This is a genomic window from Endozoicomonas sp. G2_2 (genome assembly GCF_017744135.1).
Classification (GTDB): domain Bacteria; phylum Pseudomonadota; class Gammaproteobacteria; order Nevskiales; family Salinisphaeraceae; genus Salinisphaera.
This window is the reverse complement of the sequence record NZ_JAGHQU010000010.1, coordinates 28,398-53,954: the sequence shown is the minus strand read 5'-3', so window position 1 is coordinate 53,954 and position 25,557 is coordinate 28,398. Positions and strand designations below refer to the sequence as shown.

General features: G+C 64.5%; 25 protein-coding genes and 3 tRNA genes. 16 read left to right on the top strand and 12 right to left on the bottom strand.

The genetic code is table 11. The features are described 5' to 3' along the window. The first annotated feature begins 208 nt into the window (after positions 1–208). From J7355_RS12850 to J7355_RS12795, 13 genes are all read left to right on the top strand, one after another. Positions 209–1,129 carry a phasin family protein gene (locus J7355_RS12850; protein WP_209063319.1) on the top strand — a complete coding sequence of 307 codons (921 nt, stop codon included), beginning with the start codon at positions 209–211 and terminating at the stop codon, positions 1,127–1,129. Positions 1,130–1,445: 316 nt separating this feature from the next. Further along, on the top strand, positions 1,446–2,378 hold the full coding sequence (locus tag J7355_RS12845; RefSeq protein WP_209063317.1) for an ArsR family transcriptional regulator: 933 nt from the start codon (positions 1,446–1,448) through the stop codon (positions 2,376–2,378). Next, the gene (locus J7355_RS12840) at positions 2,375–3,109 is read left to right on the top strand and encodes a VTT domain-containing protein (protein WP_209063316.1); all 735 of its coding nucleotides are present in this window, start codon (positions 2,375–2,377) and stop codon (positions 3,107–3,109) included. The genes J7355_RS12845 and J7355_RS12840 overlap by 4 nt, the downstream gene beginning before the upstream one ends. A 53-nt stretch (positions 3,110–3,162) precedes the next feature. Further along, entirely contained in the window at positions 3,163–3,660 is a 498-nt protein-coding gene (locus J7355_RS12835) for a Na+/H+ antiporter subunit E (protein ID WP_209063315.1), read from the top strand. Beyond that, positions 3,657–3,947, top strand: coding sequence for a monovalent cation/H+ antiporter complex subunit F (locus tag J7355_RS12830; protein ID WP_247739976.1), 291 nt, complete (start codon positions 3,657–3,659; stop codon positions 3,945–3,947). The genes J7355_RS12835 and J7355_RS12830 overlap by 4 nt, the downstream gene beginning before the upstream one ends. A 30-nt stretch (positions 3,948–3,977) precedes the next feature. Then, positions 3,978–4,292 (top strand): monovalent cation/H(+) antiporter subunit G, encoded by a 315-nt coding sequence (gene mnhG / locus J7355_RS12825; protein ID WP_209063314.1) that lies wholly within the window; start codon positions 3,978–3,980, stop codon positions 4,290–4,292. Between the two features lie 177 nt (positions 4,293–4,469). Further along, entirely contained in the window at positions 4,470–5,036 is a 567-nt protein-coding gene (locus J7355_RS17755) for a DUF4040 domain-containing protein (RefSeq protein ID WP_348523036.1), read from the top strand. Then, complete coding sequence (locus tag J7355_RS17750) at positions 5,036–5,473, top strand: Na(+)/H(+) antiporter subunit B (protein ID WP_247739975.1); 438 nt, start codon at positions 5,036–5,038, stop codon at positions 5,471–5,473. The genes J7355_RS17755 and J7355_RS17750 overlap by 1 nt, the downstream gene beginning before the upstream one ends. 2 nt (positions 5,474–5,475) lie before the next feature. Beyond that, entirely contained in the window at positions 5,476–6,012 is a 537-nt protein-coding gene (locus J7355_RS12815; protein WP_209063313.1) for a cation:proton antiporter subunit C, read from the top strand. Further along, on the top strand, positions 6,009–7,499 hold the full coding sequence (locus tag J7355_RS12810; protein WP_247739974.1) for a monovalent cation/H+ antiporter subunit D family protein: 1,491 nt from the start codon (positions 6,009–6,011) through the stop codon (positions 7,497–7,499). The genes J7355_RS12815 and J7355_RS12810 overlap by 4 nt, the downstream gene beginning before the upstream one ends. Continuing rightward, entirely contained in the window at positions 7,496–8,956 is a 1,461-nt protein-coding gene (locus J7355_RS12805; protein ID WP_209063312.1) for a monovalent cation/H+ antiporter subunit D family protein, read from the top strand. Before J7355_RS12810 ends, J7355_RS12805 begins: the two co-directional genes overlap by 4 nt. Before the next feature lie 13 nt (positions 8,957–8,969). Next, positions 8,970–9,233 (top strand): hypothetical protein, encoded by a 264-nt coding sequence (locus J7355_RS12800; RefSeq protein ID WP_209063310.1) that lies wholly within the window; start codon positions 8,970–8,972, stop codon positions 9,231–9,233. Between the two features lie 211 nt (positions 9,234–9,444). Beyond that, the gene (locus J7355_RS12795) at positions 9,445–11,136 is read left to right on the top strand and encodes a Na(+)/H(+) antiporter subunit D (protein ID WP_247739973.1); all 1,692 of its coding nucleotides are present in this window, start codon (positions 9,445–9,447) and stop codon (positions 11,134–11,136) included. Between the two features lie 49 nt (positions 11,137–11,185). Here the strand turns inward: J7355_RS12795 and dnaQ are convergent, their stop codons facing one another. Genes dnaQ through J7355_RS12780 form a run of 3 tightly spaced genes read right to left on the bottom strand, consistent with a single transcriptional unit; the run spans position 11,186 to position 13,144 of the window. Further along, positions 11,186–11,911, bottom strand: coding sequence for a DNA polymerase III subunit epsilon (gene dnaQ, locus J7355_RS12790; RefSeq protein ID WP_209063308.1), 726 nt, complete (start codon positions 11,909–11,911; stop codon positions 11,186–11,188). A 49-nt stretch (positions 11,912–11,960) separates the two neighbouring features. Further along, positions 11,961–12,398: a ribonuclease HI gene (gene rnhA / locus J7355_RS12785; RefSeq protein ID WP_209063306.1), complete on the bottom strand. Its 438-nt coding sequence runs from the start codon at positions 12,396–12,398 to the stop codon at positions 11,961–11,963. After that, positions 12,395–13,144, bottom strand: a complete 750-nt coding sequence (locus J7355_RS12780; protein ID WP_209063304.1) for a methyltransferase domain-containing protein — start codon at positions 13,142–13,144, stop codon at positions 12,395–12,397. The genes rnhA and J7355_RS12780 overlap by 4 nt, the downstream gene beginning before the upstream one ends. Before the next feature lie 35 nt (positions 13,145–13,179). On the opposite strand from J7355_RS12780, the gene gloB reads away from it, so the two are divergent. Genes gloB through J7355_RS12765 form a run of 3 tightly spaced genes read left to right on the top strand, consistent with a single transcriptional unit; the run spans position 13,180 to position 16,500 of the window. Further along, on the top strand, positions 13,180–13,956 hold the full coding sequence (gene gloB, locus J7355_RS12775) for a hydroxyacylglutathione hydrolase (protein ID WP_209063302.1): 777 nt from the start codon (positions 13,180–13,182) through the stop codon (positions 13,954–13,956). Continuing rightward, positions 13,946–15,673, top strand: a complete 1,728-nt coding sequence (locus J7355_RS12770) for a LysM peptidoglycan-binding domain-containing protein (RefSeq protein WP_209063300.1) — start codon at positions 13,946–13,948, stop codon at positions 15,671–15,673. The genes gloB and J7355_RS12770 overlap by 11 nt, the downstream gene beginning before the upstream one ends. Positions 15,674–15,708: 35 nt before the next feature. Next, complete coding sequence (locus tag J7355_RS12765) at positions 15,709–16,500, top strand: enoyl-ACP reductase (RefSeq protein ID WP_209063298.1); 792 nt, start codon at positions 15,709–15,711, stop codon at positions 16,498–16,500. Between the two features lie 127 nt (positions 16,501–16,627). Here J7355_RS12765 and J7355_RS12760 read toward each other — a convergent pair whose 3' ends face one another. The 9 genes from J7355_RS12760 to tig all read right to left on the bottom strand — a co-directional run bounded on the left by J7355_RS12760 (position 16,628) and on the right by tig (position 25,556). Next, positions 16,628–18,508 carry a SurA N-terminal domain-containing protein gene (locus tag J7355_RS12760; protein WP_209063296.1) on the bottom strand — a complete coding sequence of 627 codons (1,881 nt, stop codon included), beginning with the start codon at positions 18,506–18,508 and terminating at the stop codon, positions 16,628–16,630. A 210-nt stretch (positions 18,509–18,718) separates the two neighbouring features. Beyond that, positions 18,719–18,795, bottom strand: a tRNA-Asp gene (locus J7355_RS12755). Between the two features lie 137 nt (positions 18,796–18,932). Further along, positions 18,933–19,009: transfer RNA gene (locus tag J7355_RS12750), tRNA-Asp, on the bottom strand. A 12-nt stretch (positions 19,010–19,021) separates the two neighbouring features. Then, positions 19,022–19,097 (bottom strand) — tRNA-Val (locus J7355_RS12745). 43 nt (positions 19,098–19,140) lie between these two features. Further along, complete coding sequence (locus J7355_RS12740; RefSeq protein ID WP_006915476.1) at positions 19,141–19,413, bottom strand: HU family DNA-binding protein; 273 nt, start codon at positions 19,411–19,413, stop codon at positions 19,141–19,143. Positions 19,414–19,628: 215 nt separating this feature from the next. Then, positions 19,629–22,016: an endopeptidase La gene (lon, locus tag J7355_RS12735; RefSeq protein ID WP_209063293.1), complete on the bottom strand. Its 2,388-nt coding sequence runs from the start codon at positions 22,014–22,016 to the stop codon at positions 19,629–19,631. Positions 22,017–22,149: 133 nt separating this feature from the next. Then, positions 22,150–23,427 carry an ATP-dependent Clp protease ATP-binding subunit ClpX gene (clpX, locus tag J7355_RS12730; RefSeq protein ID WP_209063292.1) on the bottom strand — a complete coding sequence of 426 codons (1,278 nt, stop codon included), beginning with the start codon at positions 23,425–23,427 and terminating at the stop codon, positions 22,150–22,152. A 103-nt stretch (positions 23,428–23,530) separates the two neighbouring features. Beyond that, positions 23,531–24,184, bottom strand: a complete 654-nt coding sequence (clpP, locus tag J7355_RS12725; protein WP_209063290.1) for an ATP-dependent Clp endopeptidase proteolytic subunit ClpP — start codon at positions 24,182–24,184, stop codon at positions 23,531–23,533. A 46-nt stretch (positions 24,185–24,230) separates the two neighbouring features. Further along, positions 24,231–25,556, bottom strand: a complete 1,326-nt coding sequence (gene tig / locus J7355_RS12720) for a trigger factor (RefSeq protein WP_209063288.1) — start codon at positions 25,554–25,556, stop codon at positions 24,231–24,233. Position 25,557 lies beyond the last annotated feature (1 nt).

Genomic DNA, 25,557 nt, shown 5'->3' with positions numbered 1-25,557 from the left:
GCATAGTCGCATTGGCGGCTACGCCCTTGAACTCGGGCCGATACGGTAGCGTACTGTCCCGATCGCCACAATCGATGACCGCGCGCGCCCTGCCGCCTCCCATACCGGCGTTTCATGACGTTCTGATGGCGTCGTATGCCGTTTTGACAGGCCAGGCGACGCGTGCTTATCTACATTTTTCCATCTCCGGCAAGGCAGACTTCAGGTCATGGCGAAATCCGACAATCGCATTACGAAACTGCGCAAGGACGTCGAAAAGCTGCGCAAGAACTACACCGGCGCATTCACATCCGCCAACCGGGCCGTGTACGACGGCATCGAGCAGCTCGCCGAGCACGAGCTCGCCGCCATCAAGACGCATTACGAGCAGGCGATCTCCAGCCTCAAGACATTGCGCAAGGGCGGCGCACCGCGAGAACTGGCCGTGGCTCAGCTGCAGCTGATCCAGGACACCATCGACCGCATCATGTCGAACGCGCGCGAGAGCATGGCGATCCTCGACAGCACCCGCAGCCGCATCAATGAAGAGATCCGCCGGAATCTCGAGGGCAGCGAAGCAGTGGCCAAGGATGCCGCGGTCCAGACCAAGGCCGAAGCGAAGACGGTGAAGACGCAGGCCAAAAAGACGACCAAGACGCGCAAGACCCAGGCCAAGCGCAAGGTCAACCAGAACGCCAGCGCGGCCAAGTCCAAGGCGAAGAGCGAAGCGAGTGCGGCCGCATCCGCCGGTCAGGCCGCGGCGGAAACCGCAGCGACCAAGGCAACGGGCAAGTCGACGACGACCCGCAAGAGCACCGCCCGCAAAGGCACCAGTACCGCCACCAAGAGCGGCGGCTCCACGAAGAGCGGTACCGCAAAGCGCAGCGCGTCTGCCAGCACGGGGTCGACGACCCGCAAGCGCAGCACGAGCAAGTCCAGCAGTACGGGCGGCACCGCAAAAAGCGGCACCCGCAAGGCCTCGACCACGCGCAAACGCAGCACGAGCACGCGTAAAAGTCCGAGTACGCGCAAGAGCCCCAGCAGCACGTCGAACACCGGTTCGAGTTCCGGCAGCAGCCCGGCCAGCGGCAGCTCGAACACGTCCGGCGGCAGCGACGGCACGAGCGGCAGCAACTCGACGAACACCTGAGGCGGGTACACCAACGTTGGACAGGCCGCTCCGTTGGGGCGGCCTTTTTCATGGGCCGAGCGACAGACCGCGCCGCGACTCGCCCAACGCCGGCCTTCACGCCCGGCCAGCGCAACGTTGCGGTCTGCCAGACGCGCCATCGCCCGAGCGTGAGATGGCACCGTACCCGCGATCCAAGCCACGCGCACGTCGAAACCCGCGAACGAGAGTATGGCCGACAGGCGCGTTGGTGCCCGCTAGCGTATCTCCACCGCCCAGATCGGGTAGGCTACGCTGCGCTCGACGGTTATTCCTTCCTTGATTCCGGTTCACCTGCATGCTCGATCTTGCTGACAGCACACAGCTTCTGCGCCTGCTGGCCGAGCCCACGCGCCTGCGCCTGCTGCTCCTGCTTATCGATCAGCCGATGACGGTGGCTGAACTCACCACCGTCACGCAGCTCACGCAGAGTCGGGTGTCCAGTCATCTCGGGCGGCTGCGCGAGGCCGAGCTGGTACAGGATCGGGCGGTCGCGAACGCGCGTTTTTACAGCGTCGACGTCAAACGCTGGCATCACGACGTACGCCCGCTATGGGGCGCCCTGCTCGATACACTCGACGATGCCGTCGTCCATCGCGACCGCGAACATGCCGCGGCCATCGTTCGCCAGCGCGCCGCGCGCAGCAGCTGGGTGGAATCGGTTGCCGGCAGCATGGAACGCCAGTATTCGCCGGGCCGCACCTGGGAAGCCATGAGCCGGGCCCTGATCGAGCTGCTCGATCTCGGCGACGTGCTCGATATCGCCTCGGGCGACGGCGTACTCGCTGAACTGCTCTGCCGCCGAGCGCGGCGTGTGACCTGTCTCGATCGCAGCGCGGCCGTGATCGAGGCGGCCACACGCCGGCTGGCCGACGAACACAATGTCGTATTCGAGATCGGCGACATGCACGCGCTGCCCTTCGAGAACGCGAGCTTCGATCAGGTATTCCTGCTGCACGCCCTCAGCTACAGCGACACGCCGTTGACCGCCCTGCGCGAAGCCGCGCGCGTGCTGCGCCCTGACGGCCGCCTGACCCTGGCGACCATCGGCCGGCACGAGCACGAGTCGACCGTTGCCGCCTACGATCACGTCAATCTCGGCTTCGAGGTCGACGAACTGCGGGGATGGCTCGCGCAGGCCGGGCTCGAGGTGATCGATTGCGCCGAGCGGGCCCGCGAACCGCAGCCGCCCTATTTCCGTCTCATCACCGCCAGTGCGGGCAAACCATGAGCGACGCCTCATCCACACGCCGTCTGTCGCGGCTGATCGCCGCCGCAATATGGGGTCTGCTGCTGGCCGCGGCGCTGATCTGGATCTATGTCCAGGGGCTGTCGATCCGCGAGATCATGCGCATCGTCTACGACTACGTGGTCGACAACCCCATTGCGCCGCTGATCTACATCATCATCTACGGCCTGCGCTCGCTGACCTTCTTCCCGGCGATGTGGCTGACCATCGCAGCCGGCAGCCTGTTCGGCTTTGGTCCGGGGCTGATATACGCCCTGATCGGCGAAAATCTGTCGGCCAATATCGCCTATGCGCTGGCGCGCTTCTTCCGGCGTGACGACGGCGGCCAGGCGGAGGACCGCAACCCGCGAATCGCCGCCTTCCGGCGTCTGCTCGTGGAACAGGCCTTTCCCACGACGGTCGTGCTGCGCGCCTCCTTCCTGCCATTCGACCTGGTCAATTACGCCTGCGGGCTGTTGCGCGTGCCGTGGGTGCCGTACTTCTTCGCCAGCATCATCGGCATGCTGCCGCCCATGATCACGTTCGTGAGTTTCGGCGCCACGGTGAATCTGCCGGATCTGCTCTCGCAGCAGGAGTTCTCGCCCGAGCAACTCATCGACACCAAGCAGTTGCTCATCTCCGGCGGTCTGCTCGTTGCCAGCGCCATCATCGCGTTCTTCGCCCATCGCCGGCGCAAGAAGCTGGCCGCGCGCGCCGAGCGCTCGGCGAATTGACGCACCCCGGTGCGCTTTGTAGCCTTCGACTAACTTCACTCATCGGGGACCATGTGCGTTATCTGCTCGGGCTGATCGTCGGCGCCGCCGTGCTGTGGCTGCTCTTGTCGGGTCACTACACGCCCATGGTTCTTGGCCTGGGCGCAGCATCGTGTCTGTTCTGCGCCTATGTCTGTCATCGCATGGGCATCGTCGACAACGAAAGCGTGCCGCTGCATCTGTTGCCGCGCCTGCCCGGCTACGCCGCCTGGCTGGGTACCGAGATCGCACGCTCGAACTGGGATGTCGCCAAGCGCATCGTGCGTCCGGGCCGACATATTTCACCCACGATGGTGCGCCTGCGGGCCCGCCAGTCCAGCGAGCTCGGACAGGCGATCTTTGCCAACTCGATCACCCTCACGCCGGGCACGGTCACGGTCGCGCTGCGCAATGGCGAGGCCGAAGTGCACGCCATAACCCGCGCGAATGCGCAGGACATGGACGGTGGCGATATGGACCGGCGCGTACGCGCACTCGAGGGCCAGCGTCGTGACGCGGCGGGCGACACATGATGTTCGTCGTTGCCATCGCCGCGGTCGTCGTGACCATGCTGCTGATTCTCATCCGGGCCCTGCTCGGGCCGACGGTTTACGACCGGATTCTGGCCATCAATCTGTTCGGTACGAAGACCGTGCTCTTCGTGGCCGTGCTGGGGTTTCTGAACGGCCGCCCGGAATTCCTGGATCTCGGCCTGATCTACGCACTGATCAATTTCATCGGCACGGTGACGGTCTTGAAGTTCATGCAGTACGGCGATCTCGGCTGGGAAGAAGCCAGCAAGGAGAAGCCCGATGTGTAACGAGGCCCAGAACCTGCATCGGGCGGCCGCATGAACGGACTGATCGATACCGCAAGCTGGATTCTGTTGCTCGGCGGCGCGCTGTTCAGCGTGATCGGCGGCATCGGCATGCTGCGCATGCCCGATTTCTACACGCGCATGCACGCCGCCTCCATTACCGATACCGCCGGCATGATTCTCATGCTCGGCGGGCTCATGCTGCAGGCGGGCCTGAGCCTGGTCACCGCCAAGCTGGTCTTCGTGATGCTGTTCCTGCTGATCACCAGCCCGACCGCGACCCATGCCCTGGCGCGCGCGGCCCTGCACGACGGCGTCGCGCCGCAGATCGATCACGACGAGCGCTAGCGTGGCCGCCGCGCGTGACCCCAGCGCCCGTTGCGCGGCAACGGGCAGTCGTCAATATCGCCTGCGCCATGCAGCGACGCGGCGCAGCGCTCGCTCGTGTAGCATGAAAGACCCGTTCCGGCGCCGCGCGATCCACCCGGTCGCCGTGCCGCGGCCCCATATCGAAAGGATCGCCCCGTGACCACGGATATCGTGCTCAACATCGTGCTGCTGAGCCTCATGGCCATTACGGGGCTGGCAATCGCACGTCTGCGCAACCTGTTTCCGGTGGCCATGCTCACCGGGCTCTACAGCCTGCTGTCGGCGAGCCTGTTCACGCTGCTGGACGCTGTCGACGTGGCGCTGACCGAAGCCGCGGTCGGCGCCGGCGTGACCACGGTGCTGTTTCTGGCGACCTTCGGCCTCACCCGGGCACGGGAGAAACCGGTCGCGCGTTCGCGCACGGTCATCGGCCTCGTCGTGACGGTGCTTACCGGCGCGGCCCTGTTCTATGCCAGCCTCGACATGCCGCATTTCGGCGATCGCAACACGCCGGTGCAGGATCATCCGCTGCGCGAGCGCTATCTCTCCACCGTGAATGAAGAGATCGACGTCCCGAACACGGTGACGGCCGTGCTCGGCAGCTACCGCGGTTACGACACGCTCGGTGAGGTGACGGTGATCCTCACGGCCGGCATCGGTGTGCTCATGCTGCTGGGCGTGGCGTGGCGCCGCCCCGACAAGCACAAGGAGTCGGATCGCTGATGCGTGAACATACCGTTCTTCGGGTGATCACCAAACTGTTGATCGCCCCGATCATCATCTTCGCCCTGTACGTGCAGTTCCACGGCGACTACAGCCCGGGCGGCGGCTTCCAGGCCGGCGTGGTGTTCGCTGCGGCCATCATTCTCTATGCCCTGATCTTCGGGCTGGCCGAGGCACGACGCGCGGTGTCGCCCGACGTGCTGCGCATCACTGCCGCACTCGGTGTGCTGCTGTTCGCCGGCACCGGCGTGTACGCCATGCTCCAGGGCGGGAATTTCCTGGATTACGACTACCTCGCCCATGATGCGATTCACGGTCAGCATTACGGGCTGCTGCTGGTCGAATTCGGCGTTGGCCTGACGGTGGTATCGACGATCACCTCGATCTTCTACGTCTTCGCGGGTCGCGGCCGGCGCACGAACGAGCACGAGACGTGAGCATGGCCGAGATTGCCGACAACTTCTTCGGCCTGTTCAACTACTGGGTCGTGATCGTGCTGATGATGATCGGTTTCTACACCGTCATCTCGCACGACAACCTGGTCAAGAAACTGATCGGGCTGAACCTGTTCCAGACCGCGGTGTTCGTGTTCTACATCAGCATGGGCAAGATCGCGGGTTCGACCGCGCCGATTCTCATGCACGGGCCCGGCAGTGAAGACGTGCTCTACGCCCACCCGCTGCCCCATGTCCTGATTCTGACCGCGATCGTGGTCGGCGTATCCACGACCGCGCTCGGCCTGGCGCTGGTGGTACGCATCAACGAGGCCTACGGCAGCATCGAGGAGGACGACGTGCTCGCCGCGGACTTCGAAACGCAGGAAGCCGAAAGCGAAACCGAGGCGCAGCGCAAGGCGCGTGCCGACGCGCGCCACGCCGAAGCCGAGGCCGATGAGGAATACGACGACGGCAGTGAAGACCCGCGCTCGCCCGAACAGCGCGCGGCCGACAACGAAGACAAGGAGCCGCGGTCTTGATCGAGCAGTTCTTTGCCCAGATGCCGGCGCTGGTTATCGTGCTGCCGCTGCTGGCGGCGCCTATGTGCGTGCTGCTGCATCGCGCCGCGCTGGCCTGGTTCGTCTACCTGATCACCGCCTGGGCCTGTTTCGGGCTGGCGTTCCTGCTGTTCGTGCAGGTCAAGATCGGCGGACCGATCAGCTACGCCATGGGCGGCTGGCCGCCGCCCTTCGGCATCGAGCTCGTGCTCGACAGCTTCAATACCGTGGTTCTGTTGCTGGTTACCGGTATCGGCGCGATCTGCAGCCTCTACGCCAAGGCCAGCGTGGCCGCGGAGATCGCGCGCGAGCGTGCGTATCTGTTCTATGCGGCCATGCTCCTGTGTCTGTGCGGCCTGGCGGGCATCACGGTCACGGGCGATGCGTTCAATCTGTTCGTATTTCTCGAGATCTCATCGCTATCGTCCTACGGGCTGATCGCCATGGGCGCCAAGCGGCGTGCGCTGCTGTCGGCGTTCCAGTATCTGATCATGGGCACGATCGGCGGCACCTTCATGCTGATCGGCATCGGCTTTCTCTACATGATGACCGGCAGCCTCAACATGGCCGACATCGCCGAGCGCCTGCCGGCCGTGGCCGACACCCGCACGGTCGAGGCGGGGCTGGCCTTCATCGTGGTCGGGGCGAGCCTGAAGTTCGCTCTCTTCCCGCTGCATGTGTGGCTGCCCAACGCCTACACCTATGCGCCGTCGAGCGTGAGCGCCTTCATCGCCGCCACGGCGACCAAGGTGGCGGTGTATGCGCTGATGCGCTTCCTGTTCACGGTATTCGGCGCGGCCTATGCCTTCGACGAGCTGCCGCTGGGCGAAGTGCTGATGGTACTCGCCGTGGTCGCCATGCTGTCGGGCTCCATGGCGGCCATTTTCCAGACAGACCTGAAGCGCCTGCTGGCCTGGTCGAGCATCGCGCAGATCGGCTACATCGTGATGGGCTTCGCGCTTGCCAGTTCGGCCGGGATCACGGCCTCAGTGACCCACATGGTCAACCACGGCATTATCAAGGGCGCGCTGTTCATGGCCGCCGGTGCGCTGTTCTGGCGCCTGCGCACGATCTCGCTCAACGATATCGCCGGGCTCGGCAAGCACATGCCGTGGACTTCGGCGGCGTTCGTGCTCGCCGGGCTGTCGCTGATCGGCGTTCCGGCGACCGGCGGTTTCATCAGCAAGTGGGTGCTGCTCGAGGCGGTCATCGAACCGGGCCATTACTGGCTGGCCGTGGCCATTCTCGTGAGTTCGCTGATGGCACTAATCTATATCGGGCGGGTGGTCGAATCGCTGTATTTCCGTGAACGCACCGAAGGCCAGGCAGTACCCGGCGAGGCGCCGCCGATCATGCTCGTCGCGACCTGGACACTGGTGCTGGCCAACATCGCAATCGGCGTTCATGCCACGCCGCTGGTCGGCGCGGCCGAACGAGCGGCCACCGCCCTGCTCGGAGGTGGCGCATGAACGAGATCTGGCTGGCGCTGCTGGTCGGCTTCCCGGCCGTGATGAGCCTCGCGGTCGCGGCGAGCGGCCGGTGGCCGAACCTGCGCGAGACCGTGAGCATCGCCACGTCCATCGCACTGTTCGCGGGCGTGGCCAGTTTCATCGGCCCGGTGACGGCCGGTGCGCGACCGAGCGTGACCCTGCTCGAAGTGCTGCCCGGGATCGGGCTGACCTTCACCCTCGAACCGCTCGGGCTGCTGTTCGCGCTTGTCGCGTCCGGGCTGTGGTCGCTGACCACCCTCTATGCGGCCGGCTACATGCGCGGCAACGAGGAGCACGCCCAGACCCGGTTCTTCGTGTGTTTCGCGCTCGCCATCTCGGCGGCAATCGGTATCGCGTTCGCGGGCAACCTGCTGACGCTGTTTATCTTCTACGAGATGCTCACGCTCTCGACCTACCCGCTGGTGACCCATCACGGCGATACCGAGTCACGCAACGGCGGCCGGGTCTATCTGGGCATCCTGCTGACGACGTCGATCGGTTTCTTCCTGCCGGCGATTATCATCACCTATCTGGTCAGCGGCAGCATCACGTTCACGGCCGGCGGCCTGTTCGGGAACGCCGGTCTGAGCGTGCTCGGCGCCGGTGCGCTCTATGTGCTGTTCCTCTACGGTACGGGCAAGGCCGCGCTGATGCCGTTTCACCGCTGGCTACCCGCGGCGATGGTCGCGCCCACGCCGGTGTCGGCGCTGTTGCACGCGGTGGCGGTGGTTAAGGCCGGCGTGTTTATCGTGCTCAAGCTCACCGTGTACGTCTTCGGCGTCGATTACCTCGCCGAGACGGGCGCCTCGCAGCTGATGATGTGGGTCGCGGCGGTCACGGTGCTCGGTGCGTCGCTGATCGCGATGACGCGCGACAACCTCAAGGCACGACTGGCCTATTCAACCGTCAGCCAGCTGTCGTATATCGTGCTGGGCGCGACCATGGCGTCCAGCCTCGGCATTCTCGGCGGCGGCATGCATATCGCCATGCATGCCTTTGCCAAGATCACTCTGTTCTTCTGTGCCGGCGCCATCTACACCGCGACGCATCGCAAATACGTCAGCGAACTCGACGGCCTCGGCTATGCGATGCCGATCACCTTCTCGGCATTCTTTATCGCTTCGCTGTCGCTGGTCGGCATCCCGCCCATGGGCGGCATCTGGAGCAAGTGGTATCTCATGGAAGGCGCGGCCGACGCCGGCCAGAGCGCGCTCATCGTGGTGCTTGCGATCAGTTCGCTGCTCAATATCGTCTACCTGCTCGAGATTCCGACGCGCGCCTTCTTCCACAACCCGCGACCGGATACGCCGCGCCGCTGGCAGGAAGCGCCCTGGGCCTGCGTGATTCCGCTGTCGATCACGGCCGCGGGGTCGATCGTCTGGTTCCTGTATCCGCTGCCGTTCTTGCAACTGCTTGCGCCCTGGGCGCCGCAATAACGTGAGGTCACCGATGCTGATCGAACGCAACCCACAGAAATACCGACGGCCCAGCACTCTCGCACGCCTGCGTTCGGCGCGGCTGCTGTATGTGCTGTGTGCGCTCACGCTCGTGCCGAGCCTGTTCATACATCCACACGGCGAATTCGGTTTTACCGAGATTCCGGGGTTTCACGCCCTGCTCGCCTTCGTGACCGGCTGTGTGCTGGTCCTGGTGGCGATCGTGGTACGGCGGGTCATCATCCGCTCCGAAGACTATTACGAGCACCGCACGTGAAGCGTCTGCGAACCGCAATTACGCGCCCTTGCCGGCACCGTTTCGCGCCGGCGGCCGTTGCCGGGGCTGATGCGCGCTTTACGCCTGCGCGGCTTGCACCCGCACCCGGGCTGGCGCGCGTACGCGCTCGCCAAGTCATCCCGGCCGCGGGGCGACGAGGCAAGCACGGCGCCATGACCGGCGCCGAGACGATCGGACGGGGGAGCCTGTAATGCCCGTGTGGCTGAACAATCCCGGCATGCTGCTGATCGTCGCAGGCTGCGTGATCCCGCTGTTGCCGTATCGCCTGCGCATGGCGGTATTGCTGGGCGCGCCGATCGCGAGCCTCGCCTGGCTGTGGCAGATCCCGCTCGGCACCACCACCGAAATGACGCTGCTGCAGTACACGCTCACGCCGTTGCGCGTGGACGGGCTCGCGTTCACCTTCGGGGTGATCTTCAACGTGGCCGCGTTTCTGTCCGGCCTCTACATGTGGCATACGCACAGCCGCCTCGAACCCGCGGCTGCGCTGATCTATGCCGGCTCTGCACTCGGCGCGGTGCTGGCCGGCGATCTGATCACGCTGTTCATGTTCTGGGAGGTCACCGCGATCGCCTCCGCCCTGCTGCTGGTCATCCGCGGCCTGCGCGACGCGATGATCGTGGCGCGCCGTTATCTGCTGGTGCAGATCGGGTCTGGACTGTTCCTGATGGGCGGTGCGGCGATCTATATCCACGCGACCGGGGATCTGACCTTCGGGCATCTCGGCCTCGACGCGCCCGGCAGCTGGCTGATCCTGCTTGCCTTCGGCATCAAGGCCGCGTTCCCGCTGCTGCACAACTGGCTGCAGGACGCTTATCCCTCGGCCAGCCCGACCGGCACCGTGGTGCTGTCCGCCTTCACCACCAAGATGGCGATCTATGCGCTGGCGCGCGGCTACGCCGGCACCGATCTGCTGATCCCGATCGGCGCGGTGATGACGATATTCCCCATCATCTACGCCATGCTCGCCAACGACCTGCGCCGGGTACTGTCCTACAGCCTGAACGTGCAGCTCGGCTTCATGGTGGTGGCGGTGGGCATCGGCACGGAGCTGGCGATCAACGGCGCGGCGGCCCATGCCGTGACCCATATCCTCTACAAGGCGCTGCTGTTCATGACCATCGGCGCGGTACTGCGCCAGACCGGCCATGTGCGCGCGACCGAACTGGGCGGTCTCGCGCGGCAGATGCCCTGGACAGCCGCCTTCTGCGTGATCGGCGCCGCGTCGATTAGCGCGTTCCCGCTAATGGCGGGCTTCGTGAGCAAATCGCTCATTCTCGCGGCGGTCGCGCACGAGCACTGGGCCGGCACATGGGTGACGCTCACCGCCGCCTCGGCCGGCGCCCTGCTGTATGTCGGCATCAAGATCCCCTATTTCGCGTTCTTTGCCCCCAACGATCAGATCGAGTGCGAGGAGCCGCCGCTCAACATGCGGATCGCCATGGGGCTGACCGCGGCCGCCTGCATCGCGCTCGGCCTCGTGCCCGGGCTGCTGTATTCGATCCTGCCCTATCCGGTGGACTACAACCCGTACACGGCCAGCCATATCATCACCCAGCTGCAGCTGCTCGCGTTTTCCGCGCTCGCCTTCTGGCTGGCCTGGCGCGCGGGCCTCTACCCGCGCCCGAAGCGCGCCGTGCATCTGGATACGGACTGGGTTTATCGCATGCTGCTGCCGCGTTTCGGCTATGTGGCCGAACGCGTCTACCACGCAAGTGTTGCAAAGCTCGGCGGCGGGTTGAGCAGCCTGTCGGAGACCGGCATGGGCCGGCTGCGTCTGCGCTATGACGCGCGGGGCGTGATGTCGCGCACCTGGAGCACCGGCTGGATGGTGTTATGGGTGGCGGTGCTGCTGGCGGTCTATCTGGTTATTTACTACTAGAACAACGCTGTAACCGGGCCGCCGAAAGAGCAGTAAGTGCGCGCCGGGTTCAGGCGTCGTCGAGGCTCTGCCAGAGACAGCGCCCGCCCGAAGCGTCGGCGAGCATCTCCAGATACGCCGCGTGGGCCGTCCGCTCCGCTTCGCTGGCGCGCATGACCCGCGGACGCCGGCCGGCGCGCGCGAGATGATCCGCGAGATCGGCGGTTGCAAGCGCGCCGCTTTCGGCGTTGTCGTCGCCGGCGAGCCCGATATCGATCTGGCCACCGGTCATCGCCAGGTAGACGTCGCCGAGCAACTGGGCGTCGAGCAGCGCACCGTGCAGCTCGCGGTTCGAGTTGTCGATCTCGAAGCGCTTGCACAAGGCATCGAGACTGTTGCGCTGGCCGGGATAGAGCTGGCGCGCCTCGACCAGCGTGTCGATCACCGGCTGGCGGCTTTCGAGCGCCGTATGTGAGGCGTTCACCTGACGGAATTCGTGGTTGAGAAAGCCCAGATCGAACGGCGCGTTGTGGATGATCAGCTCGGCGCCGTCCAGATAGTCCGCCAGCGTCTGGGCGATTTCGGCAAAACGCGGCTTGTCATCGAGAAATTCGAGCGTGATGCCGTGGACGTCGATCGCGCCCTGGTCGATGTCGCGATCCGGATGGATATAAAGATGCAGGTCATTGCCGGTCAGCCGGCGGTTGGCCAGTTCCACGCAGCCCACCTCGATGATGCGATGGCCCTGCGTGGGTTCCAGGCCGGTGGTTTCGGTATCGAGCACGATCTGTCGCATGGGTGGCGTCCGTTGCTGATCAGTGGGTCGGCGTTGGGCGTTGGCGCGGCTAGGCCCGCTCGTCGATGCCGCGGTTGGCGAGCGCGTCGGCGGCTTCGTTGCCGACATCCCCGCTATGCCCCTTCACCCAGTGCCAGTTGATGTCGTGACGTTCGCAGGCGGCATCCAAGGCACGCCAGAGATCGGCATTCTTCACCGGCTTGCGGGCCGCGGTCTTCCAGCCATTGCGCTTCCAGTTGTGCATCCACTGCATGATGCCCTGGCGCACATAGGTGGAGTCGGTATAAAGCTCCACGCGGCAACTGCGCTTGAGTGCGGTCAGCGCCTCGATCGCGGCGGTCAGCTCCATGCGGTTGTTCGTGGTGTTCGACTCGCCGCCATAGAGCTCGCGCTTCTTGCCGTCGTATTCGAGCAGTGCGCCCCAGCCGCCCGGGCCGGGATTGCCGCGACAGGCGCCGTCGGTATGGATGGTCACGGGTTCGTTCATCGGCGGCATATTACGCGACCACTGGAATGTCGTGCCAAGCCCGCGGCCGGCCGTGTGTGCCGAGCCCGCACCGGACGGCCGATACGCGTACGCGGGGCGACGTGGCGTCGGGCCACGACCGCGTAGGACTGCGCACTCCAGCCCACGCAGCGCGCCCAGCGGCTGCCCTGCGCGACCTCGTGCGCGCCGCCGAAGAAGGGAAACCCCAGCCCGTATCGCCAGAGTTGCTCGGGCTCGAATTCCAGCAACCGCAGCCAGTCGCACAGCCGCGAAGCACTCGGCGGCGCCGAGCAGGGACGAAACGTCGGATGACGGTGCGAGGGCATGCCCTGACGCAGCGCCCACAGCGACAGCGGATTGAATGCCAGGATCACCAGCTGACCGCGGGCATTGAGCACACGCGCACATTCGCGCAACAGTGCATGGGGCTGGGCCACGCGCTCCAGCCCATGGGCCACGACAATGGCATCGACGCTGGCACTGGCAAGCGGAAGATGACGGCCATCGAAGCGAATATCCGCCGGACTCTCGTCACCGAAACCGAGCTGCCAGTGGCACAGGGTCCCGGCGCTTTGCAGCGCACAGCGATCGTTACCCCAGCTGCCAATCTGCACGCAGCGGTAGCCGGTCATGCGCGGCAGAATCCGCTGCAGCACGCGCCGCTCGTACTGCTGGAACAGTCGCGCCCTGGGCGTGGCCAGCCACGCCGTCGATTCTGTGTACTTGCCAGCTAGGAAGCGAAACAATTGATTTTGTCTCAGGCGGTTGGCAACATTCGCGGATGCTCGAGATCACCGCGCTATCGGCTTTGTCCGACAATTATATCTGGGTGATCGCAAACGGGGGCGAGCCCACGGTTGCGGTCGTCGATCCCGGTGAAGCTGCCCCGGTGCAGCAATATCTTTCCGATCACGGACTTGCCGTGGGCGCTTATCTGATCACCCATCACCACGGCGATCATGTCGGCGGTCTCGATACGCTGCTTGCCGATCATCCGGCCCCGGTCTACGGCCCACGAGACGAAGCCGAGCGCATTCCTGGCATCACGGATACGGTAGCGGAAGGCGACCAATTTTCGCTCGCCTTTCTCGATGCCGAATTCGAGGTGATCGACGTACCGGGGCACACGCTCGGCCATATCGCCTACGTGACGCCCGGCGCGCTGCTCGCCGGCGATGCGCTGTTCCGCGCCGGCTGTGGCCGCGTGTTCGAAGGCACGCACGCCCAGATGCAGGCGTCGCTGGCCAAACTGCGCGACCTGCCCGAATCCACGCAGGTCTACGGTGGGCATGAATACACGCAGAAGAATCTCGCCTTCGCGCGTACGGTCGAGCCCGACAATGCCGCGATCGCGGCAGTGATCAACGAGGTCGACACGCTGCGTGCCGACGACCGCCCCAGCCTGCCCGGCACGATTGCCGAAGAACGCGAGATCAATCCCTTCCTGCGCTGGGACCATCCGGATGTGGTCGCCGCCGCGGAACGTCGTGCCGGACATGCCCTGTCGGATGCCGGCGAGATTTTCGCAACGCTGCGTGAATGGAAGGATGCCTCCTAGGGCGCATGGCGCGCGGGTCGCGCTCATCGCCTGCATCGGACTGACCCTCGCCGGTTGCGCCACGCAAAAGCCGGCGACATCGCCCGCCGGGACATCGACATCCGCGCCGCCCGCGCCGGTGGATCGCAGCCTGTCGGTGGACACATCCGTGGCCGAAGCCAGCGAGGATGTTGAAGTCGAACGCCCGGACACAGCCGAGCCGGCCACCGCGGACGACTACGACTGGCCAGATCCGGAGCAGGATCTCTGGTCGCAGATCCGCAACGGTTTCCAGATCGATGCCAACAGCGACCGGCGACGCGTGCGCCGCTGGACGCAGCAGTTCGCCACCCACCAGCGCCATTTGAAGACATCGCTCGAGCGGGCCCGGCCGTTTCTCTGGCATATCATGCAGCGAATCGACGAACGGGACATGCCCACCGAGATCGCGCTTCTGCCGATCGTCGAAAGCGGCTACGACGCCTCGGCACGCTCCTACATGGGCGCGAGCGGCCTGTGGCAGTTCATGCCCGGCACCGCCGACCACATGGGTCTGTCGCGCGACTGGTGGTACGACGGGCGCAACGACGTAATCGCCTCCACCGATGCCGCGCTCGACTACCTCGATACATTGCAGCGTCGCTACGATGGCGACTGGCTGCTGGCACTGGCGGCGTACAACGCCGGGCCCGGCCGTGTCGACGCCGCCCTGGCCCGCGCACGGCGCGAAGGCGGCGACAGCGCCTACTGGGATCTCGATCTGCCGCTGGAAACCACCGACTACGTGCCGAAACTGCTGGCACTGCGCCGCATCATGGCAACGCCGAACCGCTTCGGCATCGACTGGCCGACCCTCGACAACACGCCACGCACTCGCACCGTCAAGCTGCCCGGCCAGACCGAGCTCGCCGTCGCTGCGCGCATGCTCGACATGTCGGAAGAGGAACTGCGGCGTCTGAACCCGGCCATGCAGCGCTGGGCGAGCGCGCCAGGCGACGGCGTACGCCTGCTCGTGCCTGCGGCCAAGGCCGCGGCGTTCCGGCGCGAGCTCGCAAGCGCCGCCCCCGCCACGCTCATACGTCGCAATACGCACACGGTGCGGCGCGGCGACGTGCTCGGCCGGATTGCCGAGCAATACGGCGTCAGCGTCGCGGCATTGCGCCAGGCCAACCATCTGCGCGGCGATCGCATTCGGATTGGTCAGAACCTGCAAATTCCGCGAACCGGCGGCCCCGGCCGCCCGAACCCGACCGCCGAGCCGAGCGAGACCTATATCGTGCAGGCCGGTGATTCCATGTGGGAAATCGCCAACCGCTACAACGTGAGCGTGTCGACCCTGCAACGGGCCAACCGCGGCGTCGGCTCGTCGATTCGTCCCGGCCAGGCGTTACGGATTCCCGGCTCGGCCACGCCGCCCGCGCCGAGCACGCATATCGTGCGCAGCGGCGATTCCCTGTCGAAGATCGCGCACGCCAACGATGTCTCGATCGCCGATCTGCGCCGCTGGAACCGGCTGGGCGCGAACACGCTCTTGCAGCCGGGACAGACGCTGGCGATCGACGGCCCGGCCCCGCTACCCGATTTTTACGAGGTCGAGCGCGGCGATTCGCTGTGGTCGATCGCGACCCGTTTTTCGATGCAGGTAACCACCCTGCGCAGCTTGAACGACATGTCGTCTGGCAGCACTATTCGTCCAGGACAACGGCTGCGGCTCCAGCCGCCCGTGTCCTCGGGTTAGAGGCTGTCGTCGGCGGTTATCCAACAGGAGCAGACATGGGATTTCTCGAAGGCAAGAAAGCGCTGATTACCGGCCTCGCGAGCGAGCGCTCGATCGCGTACGGCATCGCCCAGTCGATGCGGGATCAGGGGGCCGAAATCGCTCTGACCTACCAGGGCGAAAAGCTCAAGCCACGGGTCGAGAAAATGGCCGAGTCGCTCGGCGCCTCCATCGTGCTGCCCCTGGACGTTGCACAGGACGAGCAGATCGAGGGGCTGTTTACGTCTCTCGCTGAACACTGGTCGCAGCTCGACATTCTCGTGCATGCCATCGGCTTCGCCCCGCGCGAGGCGCTCAACGGCAGCTATCTGGACACGCTCACGCGCGAAGCGGCCAGCATCAGCCACGACATCAGCGCCTACAGTTTCGCGGCGCTGGCCAAGGCCGGCCGCCACATGTTGTCCGATCGCGCATCCCTGGTCACGCTCACCTACCTGGGCGCCAGCAAGGTCATGCCCGGCTACAACATCATGGGTCCAGCGAAAGCCAGCCTCGAGTCGAGCATGCGCTTCATGGCAGCCGAGCTCGGCGCCCAGGGCGTGCGCGTGAACGCAATCTCCGCCGGGCCAATCAAGACGCTGGCTGCCGCCGGGATCCGCGGTTTCCGCGACATGCTCTCGCATGCCCGCGACGGCGCGCCGCTGCGCCGTAACGTGACCCAGGAAGAAGTCGGCAACGCCGCGGCATTCCTCGGCTCGGACCTCGCGTCGGGCATCACGGGCGAGGTGCTGTATGTCGATGCCGGCTACCAGATCATGGGCGCCACGGCCGGCGCCGAAGACGCCTAACCGACACAGGCCATGTTTCGTGGATGAAAAAGCGGCCCGCGGGCCGCTTTTTTTTTCCGCTTGCCAATGACAAACGAGCGGGCACCGACCGCGCCGCCTGCTGTCGCGGCGCGATCGGGTACGCCCGCTAGTTGAGGCGATCCTCGTTGATCTCGACGTCCGTCTGACTGCGCAGGTAATCGCTGAGCGTTGCGTACTCGAGACGCGAAATATAGCGCTGCTGCTGCTGTGCAAACTGCGCCCGCGGCGTCTGGACATCCTCGCCCGAGGCTTCGCGCACGCCATCGACCGCGACCAGCGCGATCCGGCCATCGCCGGTCGCCGTTACGCGATAGCGTGGTTCGTCCTCGCTCGGCTGCGACACATTGAACGCGGCTTCGCTGATCCGGGCGTCGATATCGCGACTGGACCGGCGTACATATCCCGCGTCCTCGACCGACGGCCCGCCGTCCGCGGCCAGTCGATCGAGCTCGTCGCCGGACTTCGCCTGCGTCAGCGCCGCTTGCGCGGCCTCGCGTGCCTTCTGGCTGGCCTTGCGCGCGATGAGCCGCTCGCGCACCTCGTCGCGTACCGCTTCGAGCGGCTTGCGCTTGGCCGGCTCGTGCTCGGCAACACGCAGGACCACGCGGCGCTCCGCACCCAGCTGGATCGGCGTGCTGTTGAGCTCGTCCTTGATCACCGCATCCGAGAACGCGGCCTTGCGAATCGCATCGTACTGGCCGATACCCGGGCCCTGCTCCCGCGTGATCCAGTCGGTGGTCTGGATTTCAAGCCGGAGTTCATCGGCAAGTGTCTTCAGATCGTTCGGCGCCTCGTAGGCCAGCGACTCGAGACGCTCGGACTTGTCCGCGAACGCCTGCTGCGCCTGCTGTGCGCTCGCGATGGCCTTCAGCTGGGCCTGTACATCAGGATCATCGAATTCTGGCGTTGTCGCGGGTGTCACGCTTTCCAGAGCGACCAGGTACCAGCCATCGTCGCCCTTGACCGGCGTCGACGTCTCGCCTTCGCCGAGTTCGAACAGGGATTGGCCCACGGCCGAGGGCAGGTCACCCTGCTGCGCTTCGTCGATCGGCCGATACTCCGCGCCCTCGGCCTGTTCGGCGCGCGTTTCGAGATCACCCTCGGCCGCGGCCAACTGCTGGATCGTCTCGCGGGCCGCGCTGCCATCGCCTTCGATCGCGACACGCAGCTGACCGCCGCTGCGGCGTTCGGCTTCACCGAACTGCGAACGATTCTGGTCGAACAGCTCACGCAATGTCTGCGTGTCCGGGGCGGTGGCATCGGCCTGGGCGCTGGCCCGGTCCAGCGACACGTAGGACAGCTTCACGCGCTCCGGCGCCTGGAACGCGTCGTTGTTGTCCTGATAATAGGATTCGATCTCGTCGTCGCTGACATCGACCGCATCGCGATAATTCGCCGGATCGAAAGCGAGATAGCGCACACGGCGCTGCTGGTTCGCCAGCTGCCAGGCCTGATCGACCTCCGCAGGCGATGCGAACGCGCTTTGCGAAATCTCGCCGCGCAGCTGCTGTCCCTTCAGATCGCTGCGCAGGCTCGCCTCGTACTGCGCCGGCGCAATCCCCGCCTGGGCCAGAAGACCGCGATAGCGCTGCGCCGAAAACTCGCCGTTCGCCTGGAACTGCGGGTTGCTGCGAATCGCGCCGAGCAACGCGGCATCGGTCACGCGGTAGCCCGCATCCTGCGCGTACTGATCGAGCACCTCGTTATTGATCATCGACTGCAGCACGGTACGCCGCAGCTGCTCCGACGAGATCACGCTCGGGTCGAAATTGTCCCCCATCATCTGGCGCAGGCGCTGGTAACGCTGGTCGTAGGCGCGCTGGAGCTGATTGCGCGTGATATCCGTGCCACCGACATTGGCGACGACCGGATCCGCGGATGGCGTGAAATAGGAGCCGATGCCCCAGACACCGAATACCAGGGTGATGACGGCGACGACGACATAGGCCAGCGGGCCGCTGGCGTTGTCGCGAATTCTCTGCAGCATTGATCGCGCTCCCGCGTTGGTTCTTTTGCTCGTGCGTCGCGACGTCGCTGGTGACGCCGCGCGCGAAGCCGCCATTGTGCCGCAGACGTGGCGCGCATGGCAGTGAGCGATGTATCACGCAGCCACTGGCGACGGGCGAATCGCAGCCAAAAAAAAGCCCTCCGAAGAGGGCTTTTCAGTGTCCGAGTCGATGCATGCATCGACAAAGACTGGCGGAGCGGACGGGACTCGAACCCGCGACCTCCGGCGTGACAGGCCGGCATTCTAACCAGCTGAACTACCGCTCCGAAAACTTGCTCGCCGGACCGACTACAGATTGCGCGTCGCGCAACACCGCAACTCTGTCCAACAAACGAAAACAAAAAAAGACCCTCCGGGGAGGGCCTTTCCTTCGCCCGAACCGATGCAAGCATCGATAGAGACTTGGCGGAGCGGACGGGACTCGAACCCGCGACCTCCGGCGTGACAGGCCGGCATTCTAACCAGCTGAACTACCGCTCCGAAAAACCTTAATGGTGGGTGCTGACGGATTCGAACCGCCGACATTCGCCTTGTAAGGGCGACGCTCTACCAACTGAGCTAAGCACCCTCTCTGGCGTGGCCGGCGTTGCCGTTCACCCAGCGAAGGCGCGCTAGTTTACAGCGTCTTTCAACGCTTTACCAGCCTTGAAACCGGGAGTTTTACCGGCCGGGATGGTGATCGACTGGCCGGTCTTCGGGTTGCGACCCTGGCGGGCGGCACGCTCGCGCACGGAGAACACGCCGAAGCCCACGAGAGATACCTTGTCGCCTTTCTTCAGGGCGTCGGTCACGGCGTCGATCATGGCGTCCACGGCACGCGAGGCGTCGGCCTTGGACAGGTCGGCATCATCAGCGACCGCGTCGACTAGTTCGGTTTTGTTCATAGCAAGATTCCCCTGAGGAATGAAACAAGTGATCTGTGAGGCCCGCGGGGAGCCTCGGTGGTATGCGCCCGATCGCGAACGCATCGCCGACCATGCGCGTTCGCGGCCCGGCTTTCAAATGCCGGGCGGCGAACATAAGCCGCTGTTATACCAAGCGCCTCTTTCTACCGTCAACAAAGGCTTACACCACGATCCGCGTGACGGCCACGGCGCGGCTAATGCGCCCGCAGACCGGTCGGGTCGTTCTTGCCCGGATTGTCCGCTCCGGCCTGCTCCTCGTTGAGCGGTCGCGGCTTGCGAGTCAGGGCAATATCGAGCACCTCGTCGATCTTGCGCACCGGACGAATATCGAGTCGATTCTTGATGTTCGCCGGTATCTCCGCGAGATCCTTGGTGTTTTCATGCGGTATGACGACGATCTTGATACCGCCACGGTGCGCCGCCAGCAGCTTTTCCTTCAGCCCGCCAATCGGCAACACATCGCCTCTGAGCGTGATCTCGCCGGTCATCGCCACATCGGCCCGCACAGGAATCTGCGTCAGCGACGAGATCATCGCCGTACACATGCCGATGCCGGCACTCGGCCCGTCCTTGGGCGTTGCGCCCTCCGGTACGTGCACATGCAGGTCGGACTTCTGCATGAAATCGCGCTCGAGACCCAGCGCGGCGGCGCGCGAACGGATCACCGTGAGCGCCGCCTGAATGGATTCCTGCATCACGTCGCCAAGCGAGCCGGTGTTCAGCGGCTTGCCCTTGCCCGGCACCGCTGCGGACTCGATCGACAGCAGTTCGCCGCCGACCTCGGTCCATGCGAGACCGGTCACCTGCCCGACGCTGTCGCTCTCCTCGGCGCGACCATAACGGAACTTGGGCACGCCCAGATACTTGTCGAGATTGCGCTTGGAGACCTGGACGGAACCGTCCTTCTCCTTGCTGACCAGTTCCTTGACGACCTTGCGGCAGATCTTGGAGATGTCGCGTTCGAGGTTTCGGACCCCCGCTTCGCGCGTGTAGCGACGGATGACGTCGGTCAACGCGTTGTCGGAGATCGCAAGCTCTTCCTCCTCGAGTCCGTTTTCCTTCATCGCCTTGGGCACAAGGTAGCGCTCGGCGATGTTGACCTTCTCGTCTTCGGTATAGCCGGACAGCCGGATCACTTCCATGCGATCCAGCAGCGGCGCCGGAATATTGAGCGTGTTCGCGGTGCAAACGAACATGACCTGCGACAGGTCGTAGTCCACTTCAAGATAGTGATCCGCGAAAGTGTTGTTCTGCTCCGGGTCGAGCACCTCGAGCAGCGCCGACGCGGGATCGCCGCGAAAGTCCATGGCCATCTTGTCGACTTCGTCGAGCAGGAACAGCGGATTGCGCACGCCGACCTTGGCCATGTTCTGGATGATCTTGCCGGGCAGCGAACCGATATAGGTGCGCCGGTGCCCCCGGATCTCGGCTTCGTCACGTACGCCGCCCAGGCTCATGCGCACGAACTCGCGGTTCGTGGCGCGCGCGATGGAGCGGCCGAGCGACGTCTTGCCGACACCGGGTGGGCCAACGAGACAGACGATCGGTCCCTTGATCTTCTTCACGCGGCTCTGCACCGCCAGATTCTCGACGATACGTTCCTTGACCCGCTCGAGGCCGTAGTGGTCCGCATCCAGCGTTTCCTGGGCCTGCTTGAGGTCGATCTTGGTCTTGGAACGCTTCTTCCACGGCACGTCGACCAGCCAATCCAGGTAGTTGCGCACCACCGTGGCTTCCGCCGACATCGGCGACATGCTCTTGAGCTTGTTGAACTCCGTGGTGGCCTTTTTCTTGACCTCCTTGGGCATGCCGACCTTTTCGATCTTCTCCTCGAGTTCGTCCAGGTCGTTCGGCGCGTCGTCGATCTCACCCAGTTCCTTCTGGATGGCCTTCATCTGTTCGTTGAGGTAGTACTCGCGCTGCGACTTCTCCATCTGCTGCTTAACGCGGCCGCGGATCTTCTTCTCGATCTGCAGCACCTCGATCTCGGCATCCGTCTTGGCGACGATATGCTCCAGGCGCGCCTGCGCGTCCGCGATCTCGAGCACGTCCTGGCGCTCGTCGAGCTTGAGATTGAGATGCGCCGCGATCGTGTCGGCCAGGCGCCCGATCGAGTCCATGCTCGACAGCGACGGCAGCAGTTCGGCCGGCACCTTCTTGTTGAGCTTGACGTAGGACTCGAACGTCGAGATCGCCGAGCGCATGAGCGCATCCGCCTCGGCGCTGTCGTCCTCGCCGTCCTCGATGACGTCCCAGCTGGCGACCAGGCTGCCGTCGGCCTCGTGCAGATTGTTCAGACGCGCGCGATCGGCGCCCTCCACGAGCACCTTGACCGTGCCGTCGGGCAGCTTGAGCAGCTGCAGGATGGAGGCCAGCGTACCGACTTCGTAGATGTCGTCGGCCCCCGGGTCGTCGATATCCGCCGATTTCTGGGCGACCAGAAGAATCTTCTTGTCCTCCGCCATCGCCGCTTCCAGCGCGGTGATCGACTTCTCGCGGCCAACGAAAAGCGGGATTGCCATGTGCGGGAAGACGACGACGTCCCGTAGCGGCAGTACAGGTACCAGGGTGTTGTCCGTCATTGGACCCTCGCGTAAAAAGCGGCCGGCAGAACGCCGGCCACCGTGGATTTCACCTGAAGATTGCGGGTACGCCTGCGGTTTTCAATCACGCGTGCCGCAATCGAGCCCGGCGCCCTGTTCGGCGCCGGGCGGGTCAGGCGCCGGCGCGTGTGGCGTCCGCGTTCTCGTAGACGATATATGGCTGGGCATCGCCCTTGACCACCGCTTCGTCCACGACGACCTTCGATACGTTTTCCATCGCCGGCAGTTCGTACATCACGTCGAGCAGAATCGACTCGAGAATCGTGCGCAGGCCACGGGCGCCGGTCTTGCGCTCCATCGCGCGGTTGGCGATCGCCCGCAGCGCGTCCTCGCGCAGCTCGAGTTCGCAGTCCTCCATCTCGAAGAGCTTGGCGTACTGCTTGGTCAATGCGTTCTTGGGTTCGCGCAGGATCGAGATAAGCGCCGTCTCGTCGAGCTCCTCGAGCGTGGCGATCACCGGCAGGCGGCCGACGAACTCGGGAATCAGGCCATACTTGACCAGATCCTCCGGCTCGACGGTCGCGAGCATATCGCCCAGCGAGCGCTGGTCGTCCTGACCCTTGACCTCGGCGGAGAAGCCGATGCCCGAGCGCCCTTCACGGCTCGAAATAGTCTTGTCCAGGCCGGCGAACGCGCCGCCGACGATGAACAGGATGCCGCCGGTGTCCACCTGCAGGAATTCCTGCTGCGGATGCTTGCGACCACCCTGCGGCGGCACGCTGGCCGTGGTGCCCTCGATGAGCTTGAGCAGCGCCTGCTGCACGCCCTCGCCGGACACGTCACGCGTGATCGACGGGTTTTCCGACTTGCGCGAGATCTTGTCGATCTCGTCGATGTAGACAATGCCGCGCTGGGCCTTGTCGACATCGTAATCGCACTTCTGCAGCAGCTTCTGGATGATGTTCTCGACATCCTCGCCGACATAACCCGCTTCGGTCAGCGTGGTCGCGTCAGCGATCGCGAACGGCACGTCCAGCATCCGGGCAAGCGTCTCGGCGAGCAGCGTCTTGCCGCAACCCGTCGGCCCGATCATCAGGATGTTGGATTTCTGCAGTTCGACCTCGCCCTCACCGGTTTCGGCGTTGAGGCGCTTGTAGTGGTTATACACCGCCACGGCGAGGATCTTCTTGGCCGACTCCTGGCCAATCACGTAATCGTCCAGCACATGCTTGATTTCCTGCGGGCTCGGCAGGCCTTTCTTGGCCGGCTTGCTCGCGAGTTCCTCGCGCATGATGTCGTTGCACAGATCCACGCACTCGTCGCAGATGAATACCGACGGACCAGCGATCAGCTTGCGAACCTCGTGCTCGCTCTTTCCGCAGAACGAGCAGTAGAGGGTGCGGCCGGAGTTGCCGTTCGAGCCGCCGGTGCTGTTGGAGTCTTCCGCCATTGTCTTAGGACCTCTTCAGTCTGGGCCTGCCATACGTCCTGTATGGCATACCGGATAAACGCTTGTCACGGTTTTTAAACCACCGTGTCATGAAACAAGGCGTTTATTTCTCCTTGCCGGCACCCTGGCCCGAAAGCGCCGCGCGCGACGTGAGCACATCGTCGATGACGCCGTACTCGGTGGCTTCCTTCGAACTCATGAAAAAGTCGCGCTCGGTATCGTTCTTGATCTTGTCCAGCGGCTGGCCCGTGTGGTGCGCGAGCACCTCGTTGAGGCGTTCACGCGCGTGCAGAATCTCACGGGCATGGATTTCGATATCCGTGGCCTGACCCTGGAAGCCGCCCAGCGGCTGATGGATCATGATGCGCGAGTTCGGCAGGCAGTAGCGCTTGTTCTCGGCGCCGCCGGCCAGAAGCACCGCGCCCATGCTGGCCGCCTGGCCGAGACACATGGTGGCCACGTCGGGCTTGATGAACTGCATCGTGTCGTAGATCGACATGCCCGCCGTGATCACGCCGCCCGGCGAGTTGATGTAGAGCTGGATATCCTTGTCCGGGTTGTCGGACTCGAGGAACAGCAGCTGGGCGACAATGAGATTGGCCATGTGGTCGTCGATCGGGCCGACGACGAAGATCACGCGCTCCTTGAGCAGGCGCGAGTAGATATCGAACGAACGCTCGCCACGCGCCGTCTGCTCGATGACCATCGGGATCAGGCCCAGATTCTGGGCCGGCGTATTCTGACTGTTGTCTGCCATAAGCTTGGGTTTTCCTTGCCGCTTCAAATGCGTCGAACGGTCGGGATCAACCGTTCTGACGCTGGGCGTTGAGTAGTTCGTCGAGCTCGGTTTCCTTCTCGGTCACGGTCGCGCCTTCCAGCAGCTTGTCGACCACCTGCTCTTCCATGACCATCGCCTGCAGCCCCTGCATGAGCTGCGGGTTCTGCTGATAGTAAGCCTTGACCTGCTCGGCCTGATCACCGTAACCGGAAGCCACTTCTTCCATCTTGTTGGTGACGCGCTCCTGATCGAGCTCGAGCTCCTTTTCGGAGATCACTTCAGCGATCAGCAGACCCAGCGCCACCCGGCGCTCGGCGTTTTCGCGCAGCACTTCGTCGGGCAGCAGCTTCTTGGCCTGCTCCTCATCGCCCTGCATTTCCTGGGGCATGCGCTGCAATGCTTCCTTGCGCATGCGGTCGATTTCCTGCGCGACCATGGATTCGGGCACCTCGATGGGGTTGGCCGCATGCACGCCGTCCATCACCTGCGTCTTCACGCTGGTGTCGACTGCGTGCTTTGCTTCCTGCTCGAGCGACTCACGAACCTTTTCCTTGAGCGCATCGACGCCGCCTTCCTCGACGCCCATCTGCTTGAGGAACTCGTCGTCGATTTCCGGCAGCTTGGCTTCCTTGACCGTCTTGACGGTGACATCGAAGTTCGCCGTCTTGCCGGCGAGGTCCTTCGCGCCGTAGTCCTCCGGGAAGGACACGTCGACATCGAATTGCTCGTCCGCCTTGCGGCCGACCAATGCACGCTCGAGATCCGGCAGGAACTGCTGCTCGCCGAGATTGACCTCGATATCGTTGCCCGTACCGCCTTCGAAGGCTTCGCCATCGATACGGCCGACATAATCGACCACGACCTGATCACCGTCCTGCGATTCACGCTCTACGGCTTCATACGCCTTGTTCTGCTCACGGATGCGCTCGATGGTCTTGTCGACATCAGCATCGGCGACCTCCACGACCGGTTTCTCGACCTTGATGCCGTCGAGGCCGGTGAGCTCGACCTCGGGATAAACGTCAAAGCTCGCCGTGAACTCGAGCGGCTCGTTTTCCTTGAAATCGCCCAGCTCGATCTGCGGCTGGCCGGCCGGCTTGAGCTCGGCCTGCTCGATCGCTTCGGGATAGACGCTCTGGATCAGCTCGCCGGCCGCTTCCTGACGCGCCTGGGCGCCATAGCGCTGGTAAAGAACCTTCAGCGGCGCCTTGCCCGGACGAAACCCCGGAATCTTGGCGTGCTGACCGACGCGCTTGACCTTGGCATCGACCGCCTCGGTGACCCGTTCGGCCGGGATCTGAACCTTGAGGCGACGGGCCAGCCCACCGGGATTCTCAACAGAAACGTCCATT

What these genes read in the sequence shown, in the direction of transcription:
- J7355_RS12850 (WP_209063319.1), top strand. Translation starts at nt 209, where the DNA reads ATGGCGAAATCCGACAATCGCATTACGAAACTGCGCAAGGACGTCGAA.
- J7355_RS12845 (WP_209063317.1), top strand. Translation starts at nt 1,446, where the DNA reads ATGCTCGATCTTGCTGACAGCACACAGCTTCTGCGCCTGCTGGCCGAG.
- J7355_RS12840 (WP_209063316.1), top strand. Translation starts at nt 2,375, where the DNA reads ATGAGCGACGCCTCATCCACACGCCGTCTGTCGCGGCTGATCGCCGCC.
- J7355_RS12830 (WP_247739976.1), top strand. Translation starts at nt 3,657, where the DNA reads ATGATGTTCGTCGTTGCCATCGCCGCGGTCGTCGTGACCATGCTGCTG.
- mnhG (WP_209063314.1), top strand. Translation starts at nt 3,978, where the DNA reads ATGAACGGACTGATCGATACCGCAAGCTGGATTCTGTTGCTCGGCGGC.
- J7355_RS17750 (WP_247739975.1), top strand. Translation starts at nt 5,036, where the DNA reads ATGCGTGAACATACCGTTCTTCGGGTGATCACCAAACTGTTGATCGCC.
- J7355_RS12815 (WP_209063313.1), top strand. Translation starts at nt 5,476, where the DNA reads ATGGCCGAGATTGCCGACAACTTCTTCGGCCTGTTCAACTACTGGGTC.
- J7355_RS12805 (WP_209063312.1), top strand. Translation starts at nt 7,496, where the DNA reads ATGAACGAGATCTGGCTGGCGCTGCTGGTCGGCTTCCCGGCCGTGATG.
- J7355_RS12800 (WP_209063310.1), top strand. Translation starts at nt 8,970, where the DNA reads ATGCTGATCGAACGCAACCCACAGAAATACCGACGGCCCAGCACTCTC.
- J7355_RS12795 (WP_247739973.1), top strand. Translation starts at nt 9,445, where the DNA reads ATGCCCGTGTGGCTGAACAATCCCGGCATGCTGCTGATCGTCGCAGGC.
- dnaQ (WP_209063308.1), bottom strand. Translation starts at nt 11,911, where the DNA reads ATGCGACAGATCGTGCTCGATACCGAAACCACCGGCCTGGAACCCACG.
- rnhA (WP_209063306.1), bottom strand. Translation starts at nt 12,398, where the DNA reads ATGAACGAACCCGTGACCATCCATACCGACGGCGCCTGTCGCGGCAAT.
- gloB (WP_209063302.1), top strand. Translation starts at nt 13,180, where the DNA reads ATGCTCGAGATCACCGCGCTATCGGCTTTGTCCGACAATTATATCTGG.
- J7355_RS12770 (WP_209063300.1), top strand. Translation starts at nt 13,946, where the DNA reads ATGCCTCCTAGGGCGCATGGCGCGCGGGTCGCGCTCATCGCCTGCATC.
- J7355_RS12765 (WP_209063298.1), top strand. Translation starts at nt 15,709, where the DNA reads ATGGGATTTCTCGAAGGCAAGAAAGCGCTGATTACCGGCCTCGCGAGC.
- J7355_RS12760 (WP_209063296.1), bottom strand. Translation starts at nt 18,508, where the DNA reads ATGCTGCAGAGAATTCGCGACAACGCCAGCGGCCCGCTGGCCTATGTC.
- J7355_RS12740 (WP_006915476.1), bottom strand. Translation starts at nt 19,413, where the DNA reads ATGAACAAAACCGAACTAGTCGACGCGGTCGCTGATGATGCCGACCTG.
- lon (WP_209063293.1), bottom strand. Translation starts at nt 22,016, where the DNA reads ATGACGGACAACACCCTGGTACCTGTACTGCCGCTACGGGACGTCGTC.
- clpX (WP_209063292.1), bottom strand. Translation starts at nt 23,427, where the DNA reads ATGGCGGAAGACTCCAACAGCACCGGCGGCTCGAACGGCAACTCCGGC.
- clpP (WP_209063290.1), bottom strand. Translation starts at nt 24,184, where the DNA reads ATGGCAGACAACAGTCAGAATACGCCGGCCCAGAATCTGGGCCTGATC.
- tig (WP_209063288.1), bottom strand. Translation starts at nt 25,556, where the DNA reads ATGGACGTTTCTGTTGAGAATCCCGGTGGGCTGGCCCGTCGCCTCAAG.